The sequence below is a fragment of the Actinoallomurus liliacearum genome (assembly GCF_039542035.1).
GTDB lineage: Bacteria > Actinomycetota > Actinomycetes > Streptosporangiales > Streptosporangiaceae > Actinoallomurus > Actinoallomurus liliacearum.
The window spans coordinates 1019758-1042037 of record NZ_BAABHJ010000005.1; the positions used below are offsets into that span (position 1 = coordinate 1019758).

Sequence of the window (22280 nt, forward strand, 5' to 3'; positions counted from 1 at the left end):
CGATCGTACGCGGTAAACCTACTCGCCAGTAGGGCCGATAGCATGCCGAGCGGCCCGTGGGGGACGTAGACGGGGTCGGGCACGGAACTCTGAGGAAAGGAGGCGGGACCTTGGCACAGCGCTTGACCGTGATCGGTACCGGCTACCTGGGCGCCACCCACGCGGCATGCATGGCCGACCTGGGATTCGAGGTCCTGGGCGTGGACGTGGACGTCGAGAAGATCGCCCGACTGACCCGAGGCGACCTTCCGTTCTACGAACCGGGCCTCGAGCCGATCCTGCGCCGCAACCTGGAGAACGGACGGCTGCGGTTCACGACGTCGTACGAGGAGGCCGCCGAGTTCGGCGACGTGCACTTCATCTGCGTCGGCACGCCGCAGAAGCCCGGCGAGTACGCCGCGGACATGCGCTACGTCGACGACACGGTCGACTCCCTCGCGCCCCTGCTCACCCGGGCCTGCGTCGTCGTCGGCAAGTCCACCGTCCCGGTCGGCACGGCCGAGCGGCTCGCGCGGCGGCTGACGGAGCGCTCCCCGGCCGGAGACGTCGTCGAGCTCGCCTGGAACCCCGAGTTCCTCCGCGAGGGATACGCCGTCGAGGACACCCTGCACCCGGACCGCCTCGTCGTCGGCGTCCAGTCCGACCGCGCGGAGAAGGTCCTGCGCGAGGTGTACGCCTCGATGGTCGCCGACGGCGTTCCCTTCATCGTCAGCGACTTCCCCACCGCCGAGCTGGTCAAGGTGTCGGCGAACGCCTTCCTCGCGACGAAGATCTCGTTCATCAACGCGATGGCCGAGGTCTGCGAGGCCGCGCACGCCGATGTGACGAAGCTCTCCGAGGCCCTCTCCTACGACGACCGGATCGGCGGCAAGTTCCTCGGCCCGGGGCTCGGCTTCGGCGGCGGCTGCCTGCCGAAGGACATCCGGGCGTTCATGGCCCGCGCCGGCGAACTCGGCGTCGACCAGGCGCTGTCGTTCCTGCGTGAGGTGGACGCCATCAACATCCGGCGCCGCATCCGCATGGTCGACCTGGCGCGTGAGCTGCTGGGCGGTTCGTTCATCGGCCGTACGGTCGGCGTCCTCGGCGCGGCGTTCAAGCCGAACTCCGACGACATCCGCGACTCGCCCGCCCTCGACGTCGCGACGTCCATCCGCGCGCAGGGCGGTCAGGTGACGGTGTACGACCCGCAGGCACTGGAGAACGCCCGCCGGGCGCACCCGGACCTGACCTACGGCTCGTCCGCGATGGACGCCGTCGACGGCGCGCACGTCGTGCTGCTGCTCACGGAGTGGAAGGAGTTCCGGGAGCTCGACCCGGAGGTCCTGGGCGGCGCGGTGGCCGAGCGCAACATCGTCGATGGCCGCAACGCGCTCGACCCCGAGCGGTGGCGCACCGCGGGCTGGCAGTACCGCGCGCTCGGCCGTCCGTAGACCTGCCGTCCGTAGCCCTTGCCGGTTGGAGCCCTGCCGTCCGACCGTCCGGCCCGAGTGGCCGGGCGGTCGCGTACGTCGATCGGGAAGGCGGCGGGCCGCCCGGTGGTTGGCACGGTCATGAGCGAGTCCTACGCCGATGAGGCGGTCATCCGCCGGGTCCTGCTCGAATCGCGGACCTGGGCGTTCGTCGGGCTGCGCGACAACCCGGGCCGTACCGCGTACGACATGGCCCAGTTGCTGCAGTCCCGCGGCAAGACCATCGTCCCCGTCCACCCCGGCGCCGAGACCGTCCTCGGGGAGCCGGGGGTCCCGTCGCTGGCCGAGGTCACGCGGCGGGTGGACGTCGTCGGCGTCTACCGGCGCGCCGAGCACGCGGGCGAGGCCGCCGACGAGGCGATCAAGCTGTTCGCGGCGTACGGTCCGCGCGGGGACGGCGAGGTACGGGCGGTGTGGTTCCCGCTCGACGTGATCGACGAGACCGCCGCCCGGCGGGTCCGCGACGCCGGGATCGACGTCGTCATGGACCGCTGCCCGGCCATCGAGTGGGCCCGCCTGGGCCTGCCTCGCTGAGACCCGTCAGGACGCCACGGCGGCGACGACGGTGACGAGGGCGTCCTCGACGGTGTCGTGCACGGGGATCGCGGAGGCGACGCCGGTCAGGGCGACGACCCGCGCGGGGCCGCCGCGCAGTCCCGCCAGGCGGGGCGTGCCGCCGAGCCGGCGCGTCCGTTCGCCGGCGGCCAGGATCACCCCCAGGCCGCTGGTGTCCATGAAGGTCAGCCCGGCGAGGTCGAAGACCAGGTCGTCGCCGTCGTGCAGGACCTCGGCGAGGAACGCCTCCAGGTTCCGGGCGGTCCCGGCGTCGAGTTCGCCGCGGGCCACGACGACGGTGGTGCCGGGCAGGCGGCGGTGCGTGAACGTCAGCTCTTCCATGGGGCTTCTCCAGGTATCCGGGTGGTGGGCAGGAGAATCACGTTCGTCGGCGGACCGGGTTCGGCCGGTCGCCGTCAGGCGAGCGCCGGGCCGTCACCCCGCGGTCGCGCGGGGTCCGGCGGGCGGCTCGATGAGAATTCCGGTGAGGGGCTCGGCCGTCTCGGTGTGGCCGGGCAGTGCTTCGAGCAGGCTCTGCGCGAGCGTCTCAAGTAGCCGGGCGTCGGCGCGGGCACCGGTGTGCAGTGCGCAGACCCAGACGTCGCGGACACATCGCTCGATGATCTCGGCGGGGATGAGGTCGAATCGCTCGATCAGCCGCCGGGTGGCGATGTCGCAGATCACAGACGGTTCCCAGACAGAAATGGCCATGGTGATAGTCCTTCTCGCGAGAGGAGACTGTCCCGAGCCACTTCTTGACCGGTATGCCGGATCTTACGGCGTTTGTCCGCACAGCGCCACACCAGCCGCCGAGCGCCACACCAGTTGAGCTATCGGGGGCGGCGCATCTCCCGGGTACCGCCGTCGTCGTCCCGAGGGCTGAACGGCGAGCGGTCGCCATGGGACCGTTCCGGCTCGTACAGCGGCACGTCGAACTCCGTCTGGCCGTACGCGGTCGCGGCGGGGTCCTCGGCCGACCCGTAGGCGGGAACGTCCCCCTGGTCCGCCGAGCCGTACACGTGGGTGTCGGCGTACCGGGGCGACCCGTACGCCGGGGTGTTCCCGTCGTCGCGCGCGGCGTGCCGCCCACGGCCGCCACCGGACGTGGAGCGCCGCCCGTACGTCTCGTCGGGCTCGGGCAGGCCGTACTCGTAGGCCGGGTCGTCGCCGGCGTCCGGCCGGGCCCGCCACCGCGAGGGGAAGAACGACGCGAACAGCAGGCCGACGCCCGCGAACAGGATGAACCCCTCCTCCTCGAGGCCGGCGAGGGTGACGCGCTGGCCCTTGAAGGGGAACCGGTTGATGAGGTCGGCGGTCGTCTTCTGGGAGACGAAGAACAGCACGCCCGCGGCGGTGAGGACCAGGCCGCCGATGAGCGAGCCCAGCGGCGACAGCCGCGACGCCACGAGGAGGGCGAAGACGATGGCGGCGCCGGCCAGCAGGCCCCCGCCGAGCCACTTGTCGGTCTTGTGCCCCTGCATCACGAAGCCGTGCTGCAGGCGGTACGTGCCGAAGATGAGCAGCCCCGCGAGCGCGGCCGTGAGGATCACCCCCAGGAGAAGTCCCCAGGCGTGGCGTGCGCCGTTCGACATCGCTGTCCCTCCCAGTGGCCGCGACGACCCCGGCGTGGCCGCCGGTACAGCAGAAGGCTAGTAGTCCGGCGAACGCGTCAAAAGGCACATTGGAGTCACTTGCAAAGGTTCTGCGTCGCCGTCTTCGCGTTCACCTGCTGCTGGGAGTCGTCGGATGAGGACTTGGCCGGCTCGCTCACGCTGACCTTCTTCGCCCCGGACCAGGACGGGCCCACCACGACCTGCAGCCGCGAGCCGAGCCCGGGCACCTGCTTCAGCCGCGCCCCCGGGATCGCGGCCTTCAGCGTCCGCGCGGAGTCCTCCCGGCCCGGTCCGTACTGGATGACCGTCGACCCGGCGCCGTGGCGGGTACCCGGCACCACGGTCGCGCCGAACCCGGCGTCCCGCAGGTCACCGGCCGCCCGGGCGGCCAGCCCGGGGGTGCCGACGCCGTTGATGACCCGCACGTCGATGTTCTTCGGGGGCACGGTCAGGGCGTCGGGGTTCGACGAGTGCGACGCGGTCGGGGAGGCGCTCGCCGAGGCGCTCTGCGTGGGCTTCGGCGGCTCGACGATCGGCTTGTCCCGCTGGATCTGGTCGAAGAGCCGGCCGGCGGCCCGGTCGTCCCACAGCACGGTGGACTGCCGCATGCCGCCGATCGTCGTCGTGTAGTCGGGGTTGGCCAGCGGCACCGTCGTGAAGGCGATGCTGTCGGTGTTCATCCCCCGCAGCTGCGTGGCCAGGGACGTCAACGTGCCCTTCGACAGCTCCTTGTCGGCCCGGATCGTGCTCAGCGCGGCGCCGAGCACCGCGGGGTACTTGGTCGGGTCGCTCAGCGCCTTGTGCGCCACGGCCGACATGAACTGCTGCTGCCGCTGGATCCGGCCCAGGTCGCTGCCGCCGGTCAGGGTGTAGCGGGCGCGCGAGTAGGCGAGCCCGGTCTTGCCGTCCACGGTGCTCTTGCCGACGGGCAGCCGCAGCCCGCTCTTCGGGTCGTCGATCGGCTGGTTCGTGCAGATGGTCACCCCGCCGAGTGCGTCCACGACCTTGATGAAGCCCAGGAAGTTGACCTCGACGTAGTGGTCGACGTGGACCCCGGTGATGCGCTCCACCGTCTGCACGGCGAGCGGCGCCCCGCCGTACATGTACGTCCAGTTCAGCTTGCCCTGCCGCTCGCCGACCTGCGTGCCGCGCGCGCCCTCGCTGCCGTTCGACCTGTGTGCCGGGATGGTGACCAGGGAGTCACGCGGCATGCTGACCACGGTGACCTTGTCGTGCTTCGACGAGATGTGCACCAGCATCATCGTGTCGGAGCGCTCGCCGTCGGCCCTGCCCAGGTGCAGGTCCCTGATCTGCTGGTCGGTCAGCCCCTCCCGCCGGTCGACGCCGGCCAGCAGGATGTTCATCGAGCCCTCGGGCCCGGAGCCGGGGCGGTTCTTCAGCCCCTCGAAGGCGTTGACGCGCCGCACGCTGCCCAGGACGTAGTCCTGGAACGCCCAGCCGCCGCCCGAGAACAGCAGCACGGCCGTGGACATCAGGCCCATCGTGACCAGGAACCGGCGCTGCCGCCGAGCGCCGTCCGGCGCCACCGTCGCCGACACTCCGCGCGAGGGGCGCTCGACGCGTACGTGCGAGGACTCGGCGTCGCCGAGCGCGACGCCCTCGACCTCCGCGGCCTCGTCGTCGCCCGGAGCGCCCGGACGGGGACGGAAGTAGCGCTCCTGCGGGTCGGACTCCTCGTCGTGTGCCATGACGGCTCGCCTCTCCGGGGGGTGCGAAGTCTTGCCTTCATTGCGGCGTTCCTCGCGTTCGTACAGTAGCGTGGCGCCGTCATGAATCCCTCGCCCAACACACAGGTCGCCCGAAACCGCGTCTGGCCGGCCGTGTCAGTGATCATGCCCGTGCTCAACGAAGAGCGGCATCTCGCGGAGGCGGTCGGGTCCATCCTCGGCCAGGACTACCCCGGTGAGCTGGAGCTCGTCGTCGCGGTCGGGCCCTCCCGCGACCGTACGCAGGAGATCGCGGAGAAGCTCGCGGCCGACGATCCGCGGATCGTCGTCGTCGCGAACCCGACGGGCCGTACCCCCAACGGCCTGAACGCCTGCATCCAGGCCTCCCGGCACTCCATCATCGTCCGCGTCGACGGACACTCGCTGCTGCCGTCCGACTATGTCCTGGCCGCCGTCGAGACCCTCGAGGAGACCGGCGCGGACAACGTCGGCGGCATCATGGCCGCCGAGGGCGTCACGTCGTTCGAGAAGGCCGTCGCGCGCGCGATGACGACCAAGATCGGCATCGGCAACGCGACGTTCCACGTCGGCGGGCAGTCCGGGGAGACGGACACCGTCTACCTCGGCAGCTTCCGGCGCAGCGCCCTCGACCGGGTCGGCGGGTACGACGAGACGTTCGTGCGCGCGCAGGACTGGGAGATGAACCATCGCATCCGCCAGACCGGCGGCAAGATCTGGTTCACCCCCCGGATGCGCGTGACGTACCGTCCCCGGCCGAACATCCGGGCGCTGGCCAAGCAGTTCTTCCACACCGGCAAATGGCGGCGCGTCGTCGGCCGCGAGCACCAGGGCACCCTCAACCTGCGCTACCTCGCGCCGCCGATCGCCGTGGTCGCGATCGCCGCAGGGGTGGTCGCGGGCGCGGTCGGCTTCTGGCCCGGCTGGATCATCCCCGGCGGCTACGCCGCCGCGATCCTCGCCGGCTCGGTCGCGACCGGGCGGGGCCTGCCGTTCTCGGCGTGGGCGCGGCTGCCGCTGGTGTACGCGACGATGCACCTCGCGTGGGGGGCCGGCTTCCTGGTCAGCCCGCCGAGCCTGGGCCGCTCTCCCGGGCGGTGATCTGCTCGGCGATGAGCAGATCGACCGGGTGCGTGATCTTGATGTTCTGCTCGCTGCCCGGGACGACCCGGATGGGCGTCTCGGGCAGGTAGCGGTGCACGACGCCGCAGTCGTCCGTCGGGGGCCGCTCGGCGAACCTCGGATCGGCCAGCGCCCGCTCGTACGCCGTGCGGATGACGGCGAGCCGGAAGCCCTGTGGCGTCTGGAAGCGCCGCAGCGCGTCCCGGCGCGGCATCTCGACCACCCGGTCGCCCTCGACCACCACCACGGTGTCGGACGAGGGCACCGCGACCGCGACGGCCTCTTCGCGCTCCAGCGTGGCGACGCACTCGGCGATGATGCGGGCGTCCACGAACGGACGGGCGGCGTCGTGGAACAGCACGCGCGTGTCGCCGGGCTCGTGCGCCAGCGCGGCGAGCGCGCGCAGCGTCGACTCCGTACGCGTGGGGCCGCCCTCGACGACGCGGGTCACCTTGGCGTACGGCTTGGCGATGACCTCGGCCTCCGGCACGTGGCCGGCGGCCATCACGACGACGACCTCGTCGACGTCCGGCGCCGACTCGAACGCCTCGATCGCACGGGCCAGAATGGGGCGGCCGCCCACCGCCGCCAACTGCTTCGGCGCGCCGAGCCCGAGGCGCAGTCCCGTCCCACCGGCGAGGACGACCGCAACGGTTCTCATGCCGCCGCACTTTACTGTCCGCCGTCTTGGGCGTGCGGGCCCACAGCGTCGCGGCAGCGGTAACCTATGGAAACTCTCGCCGCGTCACCCGGCTTAACGGATGTTTACGGCGAGGAGGCGGCGCGCTAACAGTCGCGGTATGGTCGGCGCTCGCATCTCACGGCCTTGGCCGGAGAGAGACCCCCACCCCAGACCTGAGGACTACAGAGATGATCTTCGGAGGGTGCCGATGACGTTGGCAGTGGTTCTCGCGACCGAGGCGGTCGCGTCCGGTTCCACGCCGACGGCCGGCCTCACACTCCCGGGCGGCGTCCCCGTCGTCACCCGGTTGCTCGCCCAGCTCGAGTCCCTTGATGTCGCCGATCGACGCGTGATCGCCCGTCCAGAGTTCGCCGCCGCCCTGCGGGAGGCCGGCTGCGAGGTGGTCGAGTCCAAGGGGCTCGCCGACGACCTGCGCGAGATCGCTCGGGTCGCCCGCACCGCGAAGCGGCCGATGCTCGTCATGCACGGTGACGTCGTCGCCCACCGCGAGGTGTTCGCCCGGCTCGTCTACAACTCCAAGGCGCCTGCGTCCGCCGTCGTCGCCCGCGTGCGGGTGAACGACGAGGAGCTGACCCGCCCCCTAATCCGAATCCGCAAGGGCCGCATCCAGTCCGCGGGCTCCCCCTTCCACCAGGTGACCGACCCGAACGCCGTCTTCCGCGGCGTCGTGCGGGTCTCCCAGGAGGAGACCGGGACCCTCGCCATGGTGGCCGACAAGCTCGCCGAGCTGGCCGACAAGCCCGGCGGCTTCACAGAGATCAGCCCGCTCCGTCGGCTGTGGCAGGACCCGGAGGACACCGGGGACGTCGAGATCGAACAGGTCGGCGGCGAGCACCTGGGCGCCCTGGCCACCACCCCGATCACCGGAGACGACGCGCCGGCTCTGCTCGTCGTCGGTCTGGTCCGCTCGGGCGTGAAGGTCACCGGCCGTGGCAACAGCACGCTGGTGTGCGAGCGGGTCCTCGACCAGACGCAGGCGGACGCGGCCCAGCGGGCCGTCGACTCCGTCGACGAGGACAAGGTCCGGCTCGCCGCGGCGGTCAAGAACAACGACGGCTTCTTCACGACGTACGCGGTCAGCACCTACTCGCGCTACATCGCGCGCTGGTGCGGCAAGCGCGGCTGGACGCCGAACTTCGTCACCGCGATCTCGATGGGGATCTCGGTGGTGGCCGCGGGCTTCTTCTCCACCGGCCAGCGGTGGGGGATGATCCTCGGCGCCTTCTCGCTGTACTTCGCGTTCGTCTTCGACTGCGTGGACGGGCAGCTCGCCCGCTACACCCGGCAGTTCAGCACGCTCGGCGCCTGGCTCGACGCGACGTTCGACCGGGCCAAGGAGTACACCGTGTTCGCCGGTCTCGCGGCGGGCTCGACCGCGGCCGCGGTCGGCAGCTCGGTGCACGGCGGCGACGTGTGGTACCTCGCGGCGATCGCCATCACGGCGCAGACCTGCCGGCACATGGTGGACTTCGCGTTCGGCGCCTCGAAGCGGCGCATGCCGCCGGAGCCCATCCCGATCGTTCCGCTCGGCACGCCCAGCGACAGCGTGCTGGACGAGCCGGAGCCGACGAAGAGCCGGCCCAAGGGCAGCGGCCTGAGCCACCTCGCGGTGTGGCTGTCCGCGCGCTCGGAGAAGGTCCGCGTCTTCCACTGGTTCAAGAAGATGATCGTGCTTCCGATCGGCGAGCGGTTCGCGCTCATCGCCCTCACGGCGGCGCTGTTCAACGCGCAGGTGACGTTCATCGCACTGCTCTCGTGGGGTGGTGTCGCCGCGTTCTACACGATCGCCGGGCGCATCCTTCGGTCCCTCACCCAGCCCAGGTCGGTGGCGGTTTCGCAATGAGTGTGCTTCCCGGTATGTCCGCGGCGGCCGACAGGCCCGCCGCCGCCCCGGCTCCCGACGCCGAGCTCGCCTACCACGGCAGCCGGCTGGTCGCCTACCGCGACGACGGTCCCATCGCCCACGTCCTGGGCCGGCTGACCAAGGGTCAGCTTCCGCCGCTGCTCCCGCTGCTCGTCGCCGGTATCGTCACCGCGATCCTGCTGGGAGTGGGCGTCAGCGGCCAGACCAGCCCGGCGATCTTCGCTCCGGTGCTGGTGCTGCTGCTGGCCGGCCCCGGCTCGACGCATCCGCACAGCGGACGGCTGGACTGGCTCGTGCCGCCGATCATGCGGGCGATCGAGTACGGTTACCTGGCGACGCTGGGCTTCTCCCACGACGTTTCCAAGCCGCTGGTCTACGCCTTCCTGGGCGTGCTGGCCTACCACCACTACGACACCGTCTACCGCACGCGCCAGCGGCTGTGGCCGGCCCGGTGGGTGTTCGTGGCCGGCCTCGGCTGGGAGGGCCGCCTGCTGATCGCGGCGGTCGCCACGCTCGCGGGCAAGCTGCCGATCGTCCTGGCGGTGCTCGGTGTCTACTTCGCCCTGTTGTTCGGCATCGAGAGCGTCTACACCTGGGTGCGGACCGGTACCGGCAAGGGCGTCATGGTCAATCTCGAGGATGAGGAGGAAGCCGGCTCATGATCGGCATGGTTCTGGCCGCGGGAGCGGGGCGACGTCTCCGTCCGTACACTGACACGCTGCCCAAGGCCCTGGTGCCGGTCGACGGTGACACGACGATTCTCGACATCGCGCTCGGCAACCTCGCGGAGGTCGAGCTCACCGACGTCGTCATCGTCGTCGGCTACTGCGCGGAGGCGGTCGAGCAGCGCAAGGCCGCGCTGGAGAGCCGGTACGGCGTGTCCATCACGCTCGTGCACAACGACAAGGCCGAGGAGTGGAACAACGCCTACTCCATGTGGCTGGCGCGTGAGCACTTCCGCGAGGGCGTCCTCATGGTGAACGGTGACACGGTGCACCCGGTGAGCGTCGAGAAGACCCTCCTGGGGAACCGCGGCCCGGACATCCTCCTCGCCGTCGACGACGCCAAGAAGCTCGCCGACGAGGAGATGAAGGTCATCCTCGACGCCGACGGGCACCTTCAGCGCATCACGAAGCTGATGGACCCGTCCGAGGCGTACGGCGAGTACATCGGCGCCACCCTGCTGGAGCCGGCCGCCGCCGAGCCGCTCGCCGCCGCCCTGCAGGCCACCTGGGAGCGCGACCCCGACCTGTACTACGAGGACGGCTACCAGGAGCTGGTGAACCGCGGCGGCAAGATCTCGGTGGCCCCGATCGGCGCGGTCGACTGGGTCGAGGTCGACAACCACGACGACCTGGAGAAGGCCCGCCGGATCGCCAAGGAATACTGATGCCGCTGCTCACGCGGATGCTCCCCGCGCCGCTGTCCATCGACGTGCGGCGCGGGGCCATCGCCCACCTCGGGGAGCTGCTCGCGGACCGGCGGATCGCCACGGAGGGCCGCGTCGCCATCGCGGTCGGGCCGGGGCAGGGCGACCAGATCGCCGAGCACATACGGCCGAGCCTGCAGGCGTGCGAGGTGTTCCACGTCGACGGCGGCACGGTCGACGCCGCCGTGGAGCTCGGCTCCCGGCTGCGCAGCGGCTCGTACGAGGCGGTCGTCGGCATCGGCGGCGGCCGGACCATCGACGCCACGAAGTACGCTGCGACGCTCGCCGGCATGCCGATGGTCTCCGTCGCCACGAACCTCTCCCACGACGGCATCTGCTCGCCCACGGCCTCCCTGGAGCATGAGAAGGGCAAGAACACCTTCGGTGTGACGATGCCGCTGGCCATGGTCGTCGACCTGGACTACGTGCGCGCCGCGCCGGACCGGCTCGTTCGCGCCGGGGTCGGCGACGTGCTGAGCAACTTCTCGGCGGTCGACGACTGGCTGCTGGCGGGCCGGGAACAGGGCGACCCGATCGACCGGCTCGCGCTGACCCTCTCCCGTACGGCCGCCGAGGCGCTCATCTACCAGCCCAGGTCGATCGAGTCGGACGAGTTCCTCACCGTGCTGGCCGAGGGGCTCGTGCTGTCGGGGATGGCGATGTCGTTCGCCGGGTCCTCGCGCCCGTCGAGCGGCGGCGACCACGAGATCCTGCACGCGATCGACCAGCTGTTCCCCGGCACCGCCAACCATGGCGAGCTGGCGGGGATCGGCGCGGCGTTCTGCTACCACCTGCGCGCCACCCACCTCGGCGAGGGCGCGGAACGCCTCAAGCAGATCGTGGCATGCCTGGACCGTCACGGGCTGCCCAAGACACCGCAAGACATCGGTCTGACCGAGGAGCAGTTCGCCGAGGCGGTGCTCTACGCTCCCCAGACACGGCCTGGCCGATACACCATCCTCGAGCACCTCGGACTCGACGAGGGCGCTGTGCTGAAAGCGGTACGCGAATATGTCGGCACCTTCGCTGGCTGAGGTTCGGGCGGGCGGACAGCCACCCGGCCTCAAGGAACGCCGGAACGAAGAGCACTGGGCGGGACGGCTGTACATGCGCAGCATCTCGCCGCTGTTCACCTGGTTGTTCATCCGGATCGGGTTCAGCCCGAACCAGCTCACCTACATGATGATCGCCTGCGGCATGCTGGGCGGCGTGGCCGTCGCGGTCGACGGCCGCGGGACCGCGGGCCTGGTCTGGGCCATCGTCGGCGCCGTGCTGATCCAGGCCTACCTCCTGCTGGACTGCTCCGACGGCGAGGTCGCCCGGTTCCGGAAGCGCACGTCCATTACCGGCGTCTTCCTCGACCGGATCGGGCACTACATGTCGGAGGTCACGCTGCTGGCCGGCCTCGGCGTGCGCGCCCAGGGCGCGTGGGAGAACGGCGGCTACGTCGAGCTCGGCCTGCTCGCCGCGCTCGGCGCGGCGCTGATCAAGGCCGAGACCGACAACGTCGTGGTCGCCCGCGCCAAGTCGGGCCTGCCCGCCGACCCCGTGACCGGGGACCGGGCGCTGCGCCCGGAGTCCACCGGACTGGCGCTGGCCCGCGAGGCCGCCTCCCTGCTCAAGCTCCACCGCATCATCGGCGCGGTCGAGCTGTCCCTGCTCATCGTGGCCGCCGCGGTCGTCGACCACCTGACGCACGGTCTGACCGCCACGCGCGTCCTGGCCGTCGCCGTCGCGGTCGTCGCCGTCCTCCAGACGGGCCTGCACTTCGTCAGCATCGTGGCGTCCCGGAGGCTCAAATGAGGCTGTCCGTCGTCGTGCTGACCATGGGGAACCGGCCCGCCGAGCTCGAGCGCGCCGTCAAGAGCGCGCTGGGCCAGATCGGGGTCGACGTCGAGGTGGTCCTCGTTGGAAACGGCGCGGACGTCCCCGGCTCCTGGCCGGAGAACGTCAAGGTCGTCCGCCTGCCGGAGAACCTCGGCATCCCGGGCGGCCGTAACCGGGGCGTCGAGGCGTCGTCCGGGGAGCTCATCCTCTTCCTCGACGACGACGGCTGGTACGAATCGCCGGACCTCGGCGCGCGGCTGCGGGACATGTTCGCCCGGGACCCGAAGCTCGGCATCGTGTCCTTCCGGGTGCGCGACCCCGAGGGCGGTCCGGGGGAGCGGCGGCACGTCCCCCGGCTGCGCGCCGGCGACCCGCTCCGCTCGTCGGACGTCACGACGTTCCTCGGCGGCGCCTGCGCGATGCGCCGTGCCGTGTTCGACGTCGCGGGCGGGCTCCCGGAGGACTTCTTCTACGCCCACGAGGAGACCGACCTCGCCTGGCAGGCGCTGAACGCCGGCTACCGCATCGTGTACGACGCCGAGTCGGTGATGTTCCACCCGGCGGTCGCGCCGACCCGGCACGAGATGTTCTACCGGCTCAACGCCCGTAACCGCGTCTGGCTGGCCCGGCGCAACCTGCCGTGGCCGCTCGTCTTCGCCTACCTCGGCGTGTGGGTGGGGATGACGCTCCTGCGCGAGCGCAAGCCGGCCGCGCTGCGCCCCTGGTTCAGCGGCTTCCTGGAGGGCTGGCGCAAGCCCGCCGGCAGGCGCCGCCCCATCTCCTGGCGCACCGTCTGGCGCATGACCCGCCTAGGCCGCCCCCCGATCATCTAGGCGGCGCGCGAGCAAGTGCCGACCCCTCAGCGCGACAAAACGCCCTAGACCGAGACGGAAGCGCCCCGGGGGTGCCGTGCCTCGTTCCGCGCCGTCTACTCAGAGGAGACGAATTCTCCGCTGAGTAGACGGCGCGGAAAACGGCGCCTCCACCCCCGGATCCGGCGGTCCGCCTTGTCCGGGACTCGTCCCAGGCCGTGCCAGCGGGCCCGCGTCCGGGTTCGCTCATACACGCGTTTTCCACAGCCTGGAGATGGCGGTGGATGCCGGCCGTCAGTACGGCCGATGATGCTGTCATGTCCGATGGGAGCAGTCAGCGGATCGGGATGCTGATCAGGCAGGCGAGGAGGACACGGCGGCTGTCCATGCGGAGCCTCGCCGACCTGTGCGATGTCGGCGTGGCGACGCTGAGCGCCATCGAGCGGGGCACGCGCAATGTCAGCCTTCCGCTGGCCGACCGGATCCTGGAAGCGATGGAGTTGGAGTTACACCTGGAGGCGCAGCCGAGGTGGGAGGCGATTGACGCGGCCATCGCCGCGGCGGCCGGGCGCCCGCTGAAGGAGCGGGTCGCCGACTGGAAGATCGAGTTCACGTCCTTCGTCTCCTGGTTCGCCGAGACTCCGTACCTCGCCGATGGTCTGATGGCGGCAGCGCTGCAGGGGGCACCGGTCCCTGTCACCGTCTTTGAGGTCGCGGTCCCCCGCGACCCCGACGCGCTGGACCGGCTGACGGACCTCCTGGACGAGATGCGCGCCTCCCGCTGGAATTCCTACTGGCTGCAGTGGGGCGGTATGCCCCTCGACCCGCGCGCGGCCGAGGAGGATGAGGAGGACCTTGCCGCGACCGGTGGGGCGGCCGCTGACGGCCGTATGCCGCCGTGCGCCTCGGGAAAGGACCCCTTCTCGTACAAGTGCACGCACGGGGAGTTCCGGATCCGGCTGGTGGAGGAGTTCGCGCCGGTGCTGTGGACGGAGATCACAGACCTGTCGCAGAAGTGCCTGCGCGCGACCTCGTTCCGGCGCGAGATCCCGATGCTGACCCGGGTACGGCTCCCCATGGTGCCGCTCGCCGAGATCCAGACCACCGACGGCTACGCGCGCCGGGTCCTGGACCGGATGAGCCGCGCGAGGCTCTTATCCGGTGCCCGACAGCAACTCCTGCCAGTCCGGGGCGGTGGTGAGGACGGTGAGGCGCTGGGTGGCGCGGGAGACGGCGACGTACAGCGTGCGCAGGCCCGTCCGCGCGTAGTCCGCGATCTCGCCCGGCTCGACGATCAGCGCCGCGTCGAACTCCAGGCCCTTCGCCTCGAGGGCGTCCAGGACCTGCACCCGCTCGGGCAGGCCGGGCAGGGGCGGGGCCGGGTGCCCCACCGGCAGGATGACGCCGACGGTGCCCTCGACCGCGTCGGCCAGGGCGGCGGCCTCGGCGCGCACGTTGCCGTCGAGCTCCGGAACGTGCCGGATCACCGGGCGGTGGCCCGAGGCGCGTACGGCGCGGGCCGGCCGGGCCTCGGGCACCGCCCGGGCCAGCACCCGCGCGGCCACGTCCGCGATCTCCACCGAGTTGCGGTAGTTGGTGGTCAGCTCGAACGCGTGACGCGGCCGGCGGCCGAGCGCGGTGTCCAGCGCCTTGCGCGCGGCGGCGGAGTCCTCCCAGGCGCTCTGGGCCGGGTCGGCCACGATGGTCCAGGTGGCCGACCGGCCGCGCCGGCCCAGCATGCGCCACTGCATCGGCGACAGGTCCTGCGCCTCGTCGACGACGATATGGGCGTACTCCACGGGCAGGTCCGCGTCGTCCTCGTCGTCGCGGCGCATCGCCTGCTCGCGGCGTTCGATGTACGTCGTGAGCTCGCGCAGCGTCGGCTCGTCGTCGTCCTCCACCTCGACGCGTTCGCCGGTGAAGACGTTGACGCCGTCGATGACGAACGGGTCCTCCGCCTTGCGCTTCCTGCCGCGCGGCGGCCGCGGCGGGGGACCCAGGATCGCGCCGACCTCGTCGAGCAGCGCGATGTCGAGGTAGGACCAGGGGCCGCGCCAGGTCTCCGCGAGCAGCCGGGCCTGCCGGTCGTTGAGTGAACGGCCGGCGGCGCGGCGCAGGCGGTCGGGGTCGGTGAGCGCGCGCAGCACGTCGGCGGGGCGGCGGACCGGCCACCAGTCGCGCAGGAACTCGACGAAGCGCCGCTCGTCGCGGACGTGCGCGGTGAACGCCGCGCGCTTCGTCCCCGGCGCGTCGTCCAGGCCGCCGACCTCGCAGAACCGCTCCCAGAGCGCGCCGAGGAGCAGGTCGGCGGCGCGGGGGTAGGCGGTGTTGACCGAGCCGTGGGCGGTGCGGTGCACCTCGCGGCGGATGCGGTCCAGGGTCTCGCGGTCCAGCGACACCACGACGCCGCGGTAGACGGTGCGGAGGATGTCCGGGCTGTCCGGCGGGACGTCCTGCACGGCACGCCGCAGGACGCGCGTCATCATCGCGGCGCCCTTCACGCGGGCGAGCTCCGGTGCGTCGTGCGCGGCCGCCGCGGCGCCCGGGACGAGGTCGCCGAGCGAGCGCAGGGTGGCGCCGCCCTCGCCCAGGGACGGCAGCACGCGTTCGATGTACGCGGTGAAGCGCGGGTTCGGGCCGAGGATCAGCACGCCGCGCGAGCCGAACCTGCGCCGGTGCCGGAACAGCAGGTACGCCACCCGGTGCAGGGCGACGGCGGTCTTGCCGGTGCCGGGGCCGCCCTGCACGATGACGGTGCCGTCGGCGGAGGCGCGGATCACCTCGTCCTGCTCGCGCTGGATCGTGGGGACGATGTCGCGCATCGTCCCCTCCCGGCTGCGGGCCAGCGAGGCCAGGAACGCCCCGTCGCCGACGATGGTCAGGTCCGGCCGGGCGTCGGGGATGAGCAGGTCGTCCTCCAGGTCGACGACCTTGCGGCCCCGGCAGTGCAGCACCCGCCGGCGTACGACGCCGCGCGGATCCTCGGGGGTGGCGCGGTAGAAGGCCTCGGCCGCCGGAGCACGCCAGTCGATGACGAGCGAGTCGTGCTCGCTGGTGCGGACGCCGATCCGCCCCACGTACAGCGTCTCGCCGCCGACCAGGTCGAGGCGGCCGAAGACGAGGCCCTCCTCGGCGACGTCCAGCGCGTGGCTGCGGACGGCCGCCTGGTGGACCATCGCGTCCCGGTCGACGAGCGAGCCCTTCGTTCCGGCCTGTGCCTGGCGGTAACCCTCCTCCAGCATCCGGCGAGCGCCTGCGCGCATCTCCTCCAGGCGTGCGTAGGCTTCGTCCACGCGGGACTGTTCCGCGGCGATCTGCTCGTCCTTGACGGTCGGGACCATGGACCAATTATCGGTGCGCGGCCGCGGAACCCCGTACGCTCGGCAGTGCGTGGCACACATGGAAAGGGGTGATCACGGTCGAGTCCGCGCGGAGCCGTAGGCACATTGTCCTGAGCGTCCTGACGGCCCTGCTGACCGTGATCGTCGGTGGGGTGCTGGCCGACCATTTCATCCTCCAGGCGGAGTGGTGGCAGGTGAACCGCACCGTCACGCACGCGCCGCAGCCGCCGCTGGCCGACATCGGCCCGCCGGCGACGCCGGTGACCACGAGCTGGCAGCTCAGCACGCCCGTCGGCGACAGCGACCTGCCCGCCTACGACCGGGTGGCGTACGCCATCATGGACGGCCAGCTCGTCGTCGTGTCCGGGCACGGCCTCGACGTCCGGGACGCGCGTACGGGCCGGGAGCGCTGGCACTACTACCGCGCCGAGTGGTCGATGCTCGGCTGGGCGCGCACGGGACAGGTCCTCATCGCCTACCTCGAACGCACCGGGCATCGCGGCAACCGCCTCATGGTCGGCCTGGACGCGGTGCACGGCACGCTGCTGTGGCGGCAGCGGGGCGACGTGCCCGCCGCCATCGACCGGACGACGCTGCGCTGGCCGGCCGCCGGAGGAGTGGTGTTCGTCACCGAGGACGGGCGGCACACGCTGTACGGCAGGTCGGCGACGACGGGCCGGCGGCTGTGGGCCAAGCGGCTCCCGCACGGCTGCCTGCTGCCCGAGGCGGTGCCGTACGCGTCGGACAGCAGCGAGCAGATCGCCGCGTTCAGCATCGACTGCGGCGCCAGTGACCGGATCCTGGTCGTCGACCCGGTCAAGGGACGTACGGACTTCACGGTCGTCACCCGGAACACCGCCCGTTCGGCGCTCGCGGTCGGCGGCGACGTCACGGTCGTCTTCGACGGTTCGTCGCTGCAGGCGTTCGACCAGAAGGGGCGGGTCTTCCTCGACCGCGCCGGCCAGGACCTATGTCGCGACATGTGCCCGATGGCGGTGACCGCCGGGCATCTGCTCGTCGCCTACGAGACCGGGCGGCGGCCCGAGGACGCGACGCCGACGCGTCGCCTCGAGTCGGTGGACATCGCGTCGGGCTCGTCGTCCTGGCATCGGGACATGCCCGGTTACAGCGCCCTGTCGGTCGCGGGCGGACTGGTGTACGGGCTGCGGTCCCGGCTCGCCGATCCGCTGCTGCCCGCCGGAGTGGACGTCATCGACCCGGTCAGCGGGAACGGCACGACGGTGCCGATCCCCGTCGTCCTGCGGGCGGGCCTGGACGGCGTACGACCCTGGCTCGCCGCGGGCGGCGGGCTGCTCTACGTCGCCGCGCCGGCCGCGCGGCCGCGCCCGTTCGGCGCGGCCCGGCTGGTGGCCCTGCGCGGCGGCGTTCGCGGTGCGGGCCCGCCGGAGCTGGCCGGCGTGCCGGCCCGTCAGTGGCCGGACGCCTGCTCCCTGCTGCCGAAGCGGGACCTGCCGCGGGGATACTCCGGCGAGCCGACGGCGGCCGCCGTCGACGGGCTGCGCGTGCCGGCCGGCTGTACGTTCCGGCCGCGTCGCGCGCGGGGACGGGCCCCCGACGGGCCGGAGCGGGAGGCCGGGGTCCTGTCGGTCACCGTGCAGTGGGTCGCTCCCGACGACGGGGCGGCCAAGGCGCTGTTCGCCGCCGCCCGTGACACGCAGAACGGCGCGCGGGACCGGGTGCGCGCCGGCAACGAGGCGTACGCGATCGGCACGTCGTCGGGCACGGTGGTGATGCGGGTCGGCCGCACGATCGTGACCGTCAGCTCCGGGCTGCCCGACACGGCGACGCGCCTAGCCGCCGTCATCGCCGCCCGCCTGCCCGCCGCCGCGTAGCGCCTGCCCGCCGTCGCGGGCGCCGGCCCCCGGCCGTGTAGCCGGGCTCAGGCCACCGGGGCCTTGGACGCGTCGCGGGCCCAGTCCTCCAACTGGGCGACGAACAACCGGGCCTGCTCGGGCCAGTGGAACCGCGCGCGGGCGGCCTCATGGCCGCGCTTGCCCATCTCGCGGCGCAGCTCCGGGTCGTCGCGCAGCCGCCGGACCGCCGCCGCGGTGGCCTCGGGGTCCTCGAACGGCACGACGAGGCCGCAGCCCGCCTCCTCGACGATCCGGCCGGCGATCGGGTTCGGCGTGCTGACGACGGGGATGCCGCGCGCCATATACTCGACGACCTTGGTGGGCATCGAGTGCCGGTAGTTCGGCGTGTCGTGCAGCAGCGACAGGCCCGCGAGGGCGCCCTCGGCCATGCGCAGCGCCCGGTCGTTCGGCACGAACCCGTACCACCGGAGGATCCCCTCCCGCTGGGCGTCGCGCAGCAGGGGCCGTACGTCGGCGTCGGCGCCGCCGACCAGGTCGAGCGTGATCCCGTCGGCGTGCACCAGCCGGGCCAGCGCGATCAGGTCGTTCACGCCGCGGGCGAAGGAGAGCTGCCCGACGTAGATGATCCGGTCGTCGCCGGGCGGGGCCGGCGGCAGGTCGGGGACGTGGGTGGTGTTCGGCACCACCGGGTGTGGAAGGCGGAACCGGTCGCGGTACCCCTCCTCCGCCAGCAGCAGCTTCAGCCGGCGTTCGGCGCGGCGCTCGATGCGGCGCACGGCGAACCGCAGCGGGACGCGCAGCGGCGCGGGCAGCCAGCCCTTGGCGCCCAGGGCGGCGGCGGTGTCCTCGTGCACGTCCCAGACGGTGCGCGAGCGGAGCCGGTGCGGCACCGCGAGCAGCAGCTCGGGGTCGTGCAGCAGAAGGATGTCGGCGTCCTTCGCGTGCCTGGCGAGAACGCGCCGCGCCGTCCGCAGCGCGTGCAGCCGGTTCCGGCCGGTAGCGCGCGGGACATCGAGCGGGTCGATCTCCGGCCAGGGCGTCACATTACAGGTCCGGAACGGCGCCACATAGGTCACGTCGTGGCCGGCGTCCAAAAGCGCGCGGATCTGCCGGTGCAGAATTCGCGCGTCCTCTGGATGGTGCACGACGGTGCACACGAAAATCCGCATTGTTCTCACTTCGCCGAGAGTCTCGCGGGCGCGGAAGAATATTCGGTGAATTCCACGAGGCCATCAGGTCACAGCAATTCGACGCGTTCGGCGGCCGTTTCCTCGAGGCGGCGTGTGGCGCCCCGGGTGTCGAACAGCAGCCGCGCGTGCCGGGTGAGGCTCTCCGGGTCGTACTCCCGGTGGTCGGTGAGGACGATCACGAGGTCGGCCTCCGCGAGCGCCGTGTACAGCACGCGGGCGCGCGGCACCGGTTCGCCGTCGACCTCCCATCTCTCGACGTGCGGGTCGTGGAAGCTCAGGTCGGCGCCCATCTTCCGCAGCCGCCGGGCGACCGGGCGGGCCGGCGACTCGCGCTGGTCGGCGATGTCGGGCTTGTACGTGACGCCGAGGACGAGCACCTTGGCGCCCTTCATCGCCTGGCCCTCGCGGTTGAGCAGGGCCTGCGCGCGCTCGACGACGTACCGGGGCATCCGCTCGTTGATCTCCTGGGCCAGTTCGACGAACCGGAACGGGTAGCCGAGGGACCGCACCTTGTACGACAGGTAGTTCGGGTCGATCGGGATGCAGTGCCCGCCGACGCCGGGGCCGGGGTAGAAGGCCTGGAAGCCGAACGGCTTGGTGGCGGCGCAGGCGATCGAGTCCCACAGGTCGATGCCCAGCTCGTTGCAGAACACCGCCATCTCGTTGACCAGGGCGATGTTGACGTGCCGGTAGGTGTTCTCCAGGAGCTTGGCCATCTCGGCCTCGCGGGTGCCCTTGGCCTGCACGACGTGGTCGACGAACTTGCCGTAGAACGCGGCGGCGGCGTGCGCGCAGGACGGCGTGAGGCCACCGACGATCTTCGGGGTGTTGCGGACGCCGTACACCGGGTTGCCCGGGTCGATCCGCTCCGGGGAGAAGGCCAGGTGGAAGTCCTCGCCGGCGACCAGGCCGGACTCCTCCAGGATCGGCCGGACGACCTCGTCGGTGGTGCCCGGGTAGGTCGTCGACTCCAGGACCACGAGCGTGCCGGGGTCCAGGTGCCGCGCGACCGTCTGGGCGGCGGCCCGGACGGCCGTCAGGTCCGGGCCGCCGTCGGTCGACAGCGGCGTGGGCACGCAGATCACGATGGTGCGCGCACCGTCGAGGATGTCCTCGTCCCGTGAGGGCGTGAACCCGGCGGCGAGCATGTGCTCGACGTCCTCGGCGCTCACGTCGTCGACGTGGGACAGGCCGGCCTTGAGCCCGGCGACGACACGGGCGTCGCGGTCCAGCCCGCCGACCCGGAGGCCGGCGCGGCCGGCCTCCCGCACGAGCGGGAGGCCGACGTAGCCAAGTCCGATGACCACCAGATCCACCAGTGGCTCCCTTCAGGATGCTGCGGAGGCGATGTCCCGGTAGGCGCCGAGACAGCGGGCCGTGACGGCCCGCCAGGTGCGGTTCGCCGCGACCCATTCCCGGGCCGCCTGACCGATTTCGCCGCGTAGCTTCGGACTGTAAATGAGCTGGTCCAGGCAATTCGCCCAAGCTTCCGGGTCTTCTGGAAGAGTTAACGTGCCGGTCACGCCCGGTTCGATGATTTCGCGGAGCGCTTTGACATCACTTGCTATTACTGGGAGTCCCCCTGCCATCGCCTCCAGCGGTTTCAGCGGAGTCACCAACTGGCACACCCGGTCCGCTCTCCGCGGGACCGCGAAAACATCGAGGACTGCGTGATACCGACGTACCTGATCGACCGGCACCCGGCCGGTGAAGATCGCCGGGACCTTGAGCTCGGCGGCGCGGCGCTCGAGCGCCGGCCGCTCGGGGCCGTCGCCGACGAGCAGGAGCGTGAAGTCGCGCCGCAGCGCCGCCGCCTCGATGAGCGTGTCGATGCCCTCGAAGCCGTAGAACGTCGAGGTGAGCCCGACGACGACGTCGCCCTCGGCGATGCCGAGGTCGGCGCGGAGCTTCCCGCCGTCCGGCAGGGGAACGAGGAAGCTGTCGTCGACGGCGTTCGGCACGACCAGCACGTCGCCGACGCCGCCACGCCCCTGGATCTCGGCCCGCATCGCCTCGCCGAGCGTCACGACCAGGTCGGCGTCGCGCATCCGGGCGGTCTCCAGCTCGCGGGTGAGCCGGTAGAACTCATCGCCCGTCGAGCGCGCCGGGTCCCGCGACAGCCAGGAGTCCTCCAGGAAGCCGCGCACCTCGTACACCACCGGCAGGCCGTACCTGCGGCGCAGCTCCAGCGCGACGGCCGCGTTGAGGTGGTTGCCGGCCGCGTGCAGCACCGACGGGCGGAGCTCCTCGACGAGGCGTCCGGCCAGGTCGGCGGCCTTGCGCACCTCACGCACCGGCCCGCGCGGCGGCGTCCACGGCAGCAGCCGGTGGTAGGGGATCCCGTCCACCTCGCACCGCGCCCGCGCGTCCCGGACGCCCTGGGTCAGCGGGTAGCCGAGCCGCGTCACGACGTGCGGGTCCAGGCCCAGCTCGCGCTGCGCGGACACGATGCGGTGCGTCCGCACGGTGTACCCGGCCTGCGTGCGCGGCAGCGCGTTCGTGACCAGGTGCAGCACCGTCATCCGGTCGCCGTCCGGCCGGGGCGCTTGGCGGTGGCCTCGGGACTTGACCTGAGCGGCGTCGTCGAGCAGCGCGCGCAGGTCCCGGTTCTCCCGGTCGGCGCGCTGCGGGGCCGGTGCGGCGAGCGCGCGGAACCGCGTGCGCACGCGCCCGGGTGCCGCGCGGAGCGCCAGCCGTACGGCCAGCCGGACCGCCCGGCGGGGATCGGCGATCGCGTGCCGCCACGCGAGCACCGTTCCAAAGAAGAGCATCTTCGCCACCTGCATGGCGGGCGAGGTTAGGGATCGTTCGTGA

The 22280-nt window shown here is 72.0% G+C and carries 19 protein-coding genes and 1 pseudogene; 11 read left to right on the plus strand and 9 right to left on the minus strand.

From position 1 onward, the window contains the following. The first annotated feature begins 110 nt into the window (after window positions 1-110). Window positions 111-1430: a UDP-glucose dehydrogenase family protein gene (locus ABD978_RS12750; protein ID WP_345353311.1), complete on the plus strand. Its 1320-nt coding sequence runs from the start codon at window positions 111-113 to the stop codon at window positions 1428-1430. Between the two features lie 120 nt (window positions 1431-1550). Beyond that, window positions 1551-2003 carry a CoA-binding protein gene (locus tag ABD978_RS12755; RefSeq protein WP_345353313.1) on the plus strand — a complete coding sequence of 151 codons (453 nt, stop codon included), beginning with the start codon at window positions 1551-1553 and terminating at the stop codon, window positions 2001-2003. A 6-nt stretch (window positions 2004-2009) separates the two neighbouring features. On the opposite strand, the gene ABD978_RS12760 is transcribed toward ABD978_RS12755, so the two are convergent. The 4 genes from ABD978_RS12760 to ABD978_RS12775 all read right to left on the minus strand — a co-directional run bounded on the left by ABD978_RS12760 (window position 2010) and on the right by ABD978_RS12775 (window position 5346). Beyond that, window positions 2010-2366, minus strand: coding sequence for an STAS domain-containing protein (locus ABD978_RS12760; protein ID WP_345353315.1), 357 nt, complete (start codon window positions 2364-2366; stop codon window positions 2010-2012). 93 nt (window positions 2367-2459) lie between these two features. Next, on the minus strand, window positions 2460-2735 hold the full coding sequence (locus ABD978_RS12765; protein WP_345353317.1) for a hypothetical protein: 276 nt from the start codon (window positions 2733-2735) through the stop codon (window positions 2460-2462). Between the two features lie 119 nt (window positions 2736-2854). Beyond that, the gene (locus tag ABD978_RS12770) at window positions 2855-3616 is read right to left on the minus strand and encodes a hypothetical protein (protein ID WP_345353319.1); all 762 of its coding nucleotides are present in this window, start codon (window positions 3614-3616) and stop codon (window positions 2855-2857) included. Window positions 3617-3711: 95 nt separating this feature from the next. After that, window positions 3712-5346 carry an LCP family protein gene (locus ABD978_RS12775; RefSeq protein WP_345353321.1) on the minus strand — a complete coding sequence of 545 codons (1635 nt, stop codon included), beginning with the start codon at window positions 5344-5346 and terminating at the stop codon, window positions 3712-3714. An 81-nt stretch (window positions 5347-5427) separates the two neighbouring features. Here ABD978_RS12775 and ABD978_RS12780 point away from each other — a divergent pair, with 81 nt between their 5' ends. After that, window positions 5428-6444, plus strand: a complete 1017-nt coding sequence (locus ABD978_RS12780) for a glycosyltransferase family 2 protein (RefSeq protein WP_345353323.1) — start codon at window positions 5428-5430, stop codon at window positions 6442-6444. Here ABD978_RS12780 and ispD read toward each other — a convergent pair. Then, the gene (gene ispD / locus ABD978_RS12785) at window positions 6407-7126 is read right to left on the minus strand and encodes a 2-C-methyl-D-erythritol 4-phosphate cytidylyltransferase (RefSeq protein ID WP_345353325.1); all 720 of its coding nucleotides are present in this window, start codon (window positions 7124-7126) and stop codon (window positions 6407-6409) included. The two genes, ABD978_RS12780 and ispD, sit on opposite strands and share 38 nt — an antisense overlap. Window positions 7127-7355: 229 nt before the next feature. On the opposite strand from ispD, the gene ABD978_RS12790 reads away from it, so the two are divergent. The 7 genes and pseudogenes from ABD978_RS12790 to ABD978_RS43860 all read left to right on the plus strand — a co-directional run. Beyond that, complete coding sequence (locus tag ABD978_RS12790; protein ID WP_345353327.1) at window positions 7356-9011, plus strand: CDP-alcohol phosphatidyltransferase family protein; 1656 nt, start codon at window positions 7356-7358, stop codon at window positions 9009-9011. Window positions 9012-9025: 14 nt separating this feature from the next. Beyond that, window positions 9026-9694 (plus strand): DUF5941 domain-containing protein, encoded by a 669-nt coding sequence (locus ABD978_RS12795; RefSeq protein ID WP_345353329.1) that lies wholly within the window; start codon window positions 9026-9028, stop codon window positions 9692-9694. Further along, on the plus strand, window positions 9691-10422 hold the full coding sequence (locus ABD978_RS12800; RefSeq protein WP_345353331.1) for a phosphocholine cytidylyltransferase family protein: 732 nt from the start codon (window positions 9691-9693) through the stop codon (window positions 10420-10422). Before ABD978_RS12795 ends, ABD978_RS12800 begins: the two co-directional genes overlap by 4 nt. Before the next feature lie 17 nt (window positions 10423-10439). After that, the gene (locus ABD978_RS12805) at window positions 10440-11495 is read left to right on the plus strand and encodes an iron-containing alcohol dehydrogenase family protein (RefSeq protein WP_345353694.1); all 1056 of its coding nucleotides are present in this window, start codon (window positions 10440-10442) and stop codon (window positions 11493-11495) included. Then, window positions 11473-12264 carry a CDP-alcohol phosphatidyltransferase family protein gene (locus tag ABD978_RS12810; RefSeq protein WP_345353333.1) on the plus strand — a complete coding sequence of 264 codons (792 nt, stop codon included), beginning with the start codon at window positions 11473-11475 and terminating at the stop codon, window positions 12262-12264. Before ABD978_RS12805 ends, ABD978_RS12810 begins: the two co-directional genes overlap by 23 nt. Next, window positions 12261-13121 carry a glycosyltransferase family 2 protein gene (locus ABD978_RS12815; RefSeq protein WP_345353335.1) on the plus strand — a complete coding sequence of 287 codons (861 nt, stop codon included), beginning with the start codon at window positions 12261-12263 and terminating at the stop codon, window positions 13119-13121. Before ABD978_RS12810 ends, ABD978_RS12815 begins: the two co-directional genes overlap by 4 nt. 326 nt (window positions 13122-13447) lie before the next feature. Further along, window positions 13448-13597, plus strand: a pseudogene (locus ABD978_RS43860) (helix-turn-helix domain-containing protein); the annotation flags it as partial. A 657-nt stretch (window positions 13598-14254) separates the two neighbouring features. On the opposite strand, the gene ABD978_RS12820 reads toward ABD978_RS43860, so the two are convergent. Then, window positions 14255-16441, minus strand: a complete 2187-nt coding sequence (locus tag ABD978_RS12820) for a HelD family protein (RefSeq protein ID WP_345353337.1) — start codon at window positions 16439-16441, stop codon at window positions 14255-14257. Window positions 16442-16509: 68 nt separating this feature from the next. Here ABD978_RS12820 and ABD978_RS12825 point away from each other — a divergent pair, with 68 nt between their 5' ends. After that, window positions 16510-18294, plus strand: a complete 1785-nt coding sequence (locus ABD978_RS12825; RefSeq protein ID WP_345353339.1) for an outer membrane protein assembly factor BamB family protein — start codon at window positions 16510-16512, stop codon at window positions 18292-18294. 47 nt (window positions 18295-18341) lie between these two features. Here ABD978_RS12825 and ABD978_RS12830 read toward each other — a convergent pair whose 3' ends face one another. From ABD978_RS12830 to ABD978_RS12840, 3 genes are all read right to left on the minus strand, one after another. Then, window positions 18342-19445, minus strand: coding sequence for a glycosyltransferase (locus ABD978_RS12830; protein WP_345353341.1), 1104 nt, complete (start codon window positions 19443-19445; stop codon window positions 18342-18344). Window positions 19446-19513: 68 nt separating this feature from the next. After that, entirely contained in the window at window positions 19514-20782 is a 1269-nt protein-coding gene (locus ABD978_RS12835) for a nucleotide sugar dehydrogenase (RefSeq protein WP_345353343.1), read from the minus strand. A gap of 12 nt (window positions 20783-20794) precedes the next feature. Continuing rightward, window positions 20795-22252 carry a glycosyltransferase family 4 protein gene (locus tag ABD978_RS12840; protein ID WP_345353346.1) on the minus strand — a complete coding sequence of 486 codons (1458 nt, stop codon included), beginning with the start codon at window positions 22250-22252 and terminating at the stop codon, window positions 20795-20797. Window positions 22253-22280 lie beyond the last annotated feature (28 nt).

Bases quoted from the DNA above. Each gene is read 5' to 3' on its own strand.
- ABD978_RS12755 (WP_345353313.1), top strand. From the start codon at position 1,551: ATGAGCGAGTCCTACGCCGATGAGGCGGTCATCCGCCGGGTCCTGCTC.
- ABD978_RS12760 (WP_345353315.1), bottom strand. From the start codon at position 2,366: ATGGAAGAGCTGACGTTCACGCACCGCCGCCTGCCCGGCACCACCGTC.
- ABD978_RS12765 (WP_345353317.1), bottom strand. From the start codon at position 2,735: ATGGCCATTTCTGTCTGGGAACCGTCTGTGATCTGCGACATCGCCACC.
- ABD978_RS12770 (WP_345353319.1), bottom strand. From the start codon at position 3,616: ATGTCGAACGGCGCACGCCACGCCTGGGGACTTCTCCTGGGGGTGATC.
- ABD978_RS12775 (WP_345353321.1), bottom strand. From the start codon at position 5,346: ATGGCACACGACGAGGAGTCCGACCCGCAGGAGCGCTACTTCCGTCCC.
- ABD978_RS12780 (WP_345353323.1), top strand. From the start codon at position 5,428: ATGAATCCCTCGCCCAACACACAGGTCGCCCGAAACCGCGTCTGGCCG.
- ispD (WP_345353325.1), bottom strand. From the start codon at position 7,126: ATGAGAACCGTTGCGGTCGTCCTCGCCGGTGGGACGGGACTGCGCCTC.
- ABD978_RS12790 (WP_345353327.1), top strand. From the start codon at position 7,356: ATGACGTTGGCAGTGGTTCTCGCGACCGAGGCGGTCGCGTCCGGTTCC.
- ABD978_RS12795 (WP_345353329.1), top strand. From the start codon at position 9,026: ATGTCCGCGGCGGCCGACAGGCCCGCCGCCGCCCCGGCTCCCGACGCC.
- ABD978_RS12800 (WP_345353331.1), top strand. From the start codon at position 9,691: ATGATCGGCATGGTTCTGGCCGCGGGAGCGGGGCGACGTCTCCGTCCG.
- ABD978_RS12805 (WP_345353694.1), top strand. From the start codon at position 10,440: ATGCTCCCCGCGCCGCTGTCCATCGACGTGCGGCGCGGGGCCATCGCC.
- ABD978_RS12810 (WP_345353333.1), top strand. From the start codon at position 11,473: ATGTCGGCACCTTCGCTGGCTGAGGTTCGGGCGGGCGGACAGCCACCC.
- ABD978_RS12815 (WP_345353335.1), top strand. From the start codon at position 12,261: ATGAGGCTGTCCGTCGTCGTGCTGACCATGGGGAACCGGCCCGCCGAG.
- ABD978_RS12820 (WP_345353337.1), bottom strand. From the start codon at position 16,441: ATGGTCCCGACCGTCAAGGACGAGCAGATCGCCGCGGAACAGTCCCGC.
- ABD978_RS12830 (WP_345353341.1), bottom strand. From the start codon at position 19,445: ATGCGGATTTTCGTGTGCACCGTCGTGCACCATCCAGAGGACGCGCGA.
- ABD978_RS12840 (WP_345353346.1), bottom strand. From the start codon at position 22,252: ATGCAGGTGGCGAAGATGCTCTTCTTTGGAACGGTGCTCGCGTGGCGG.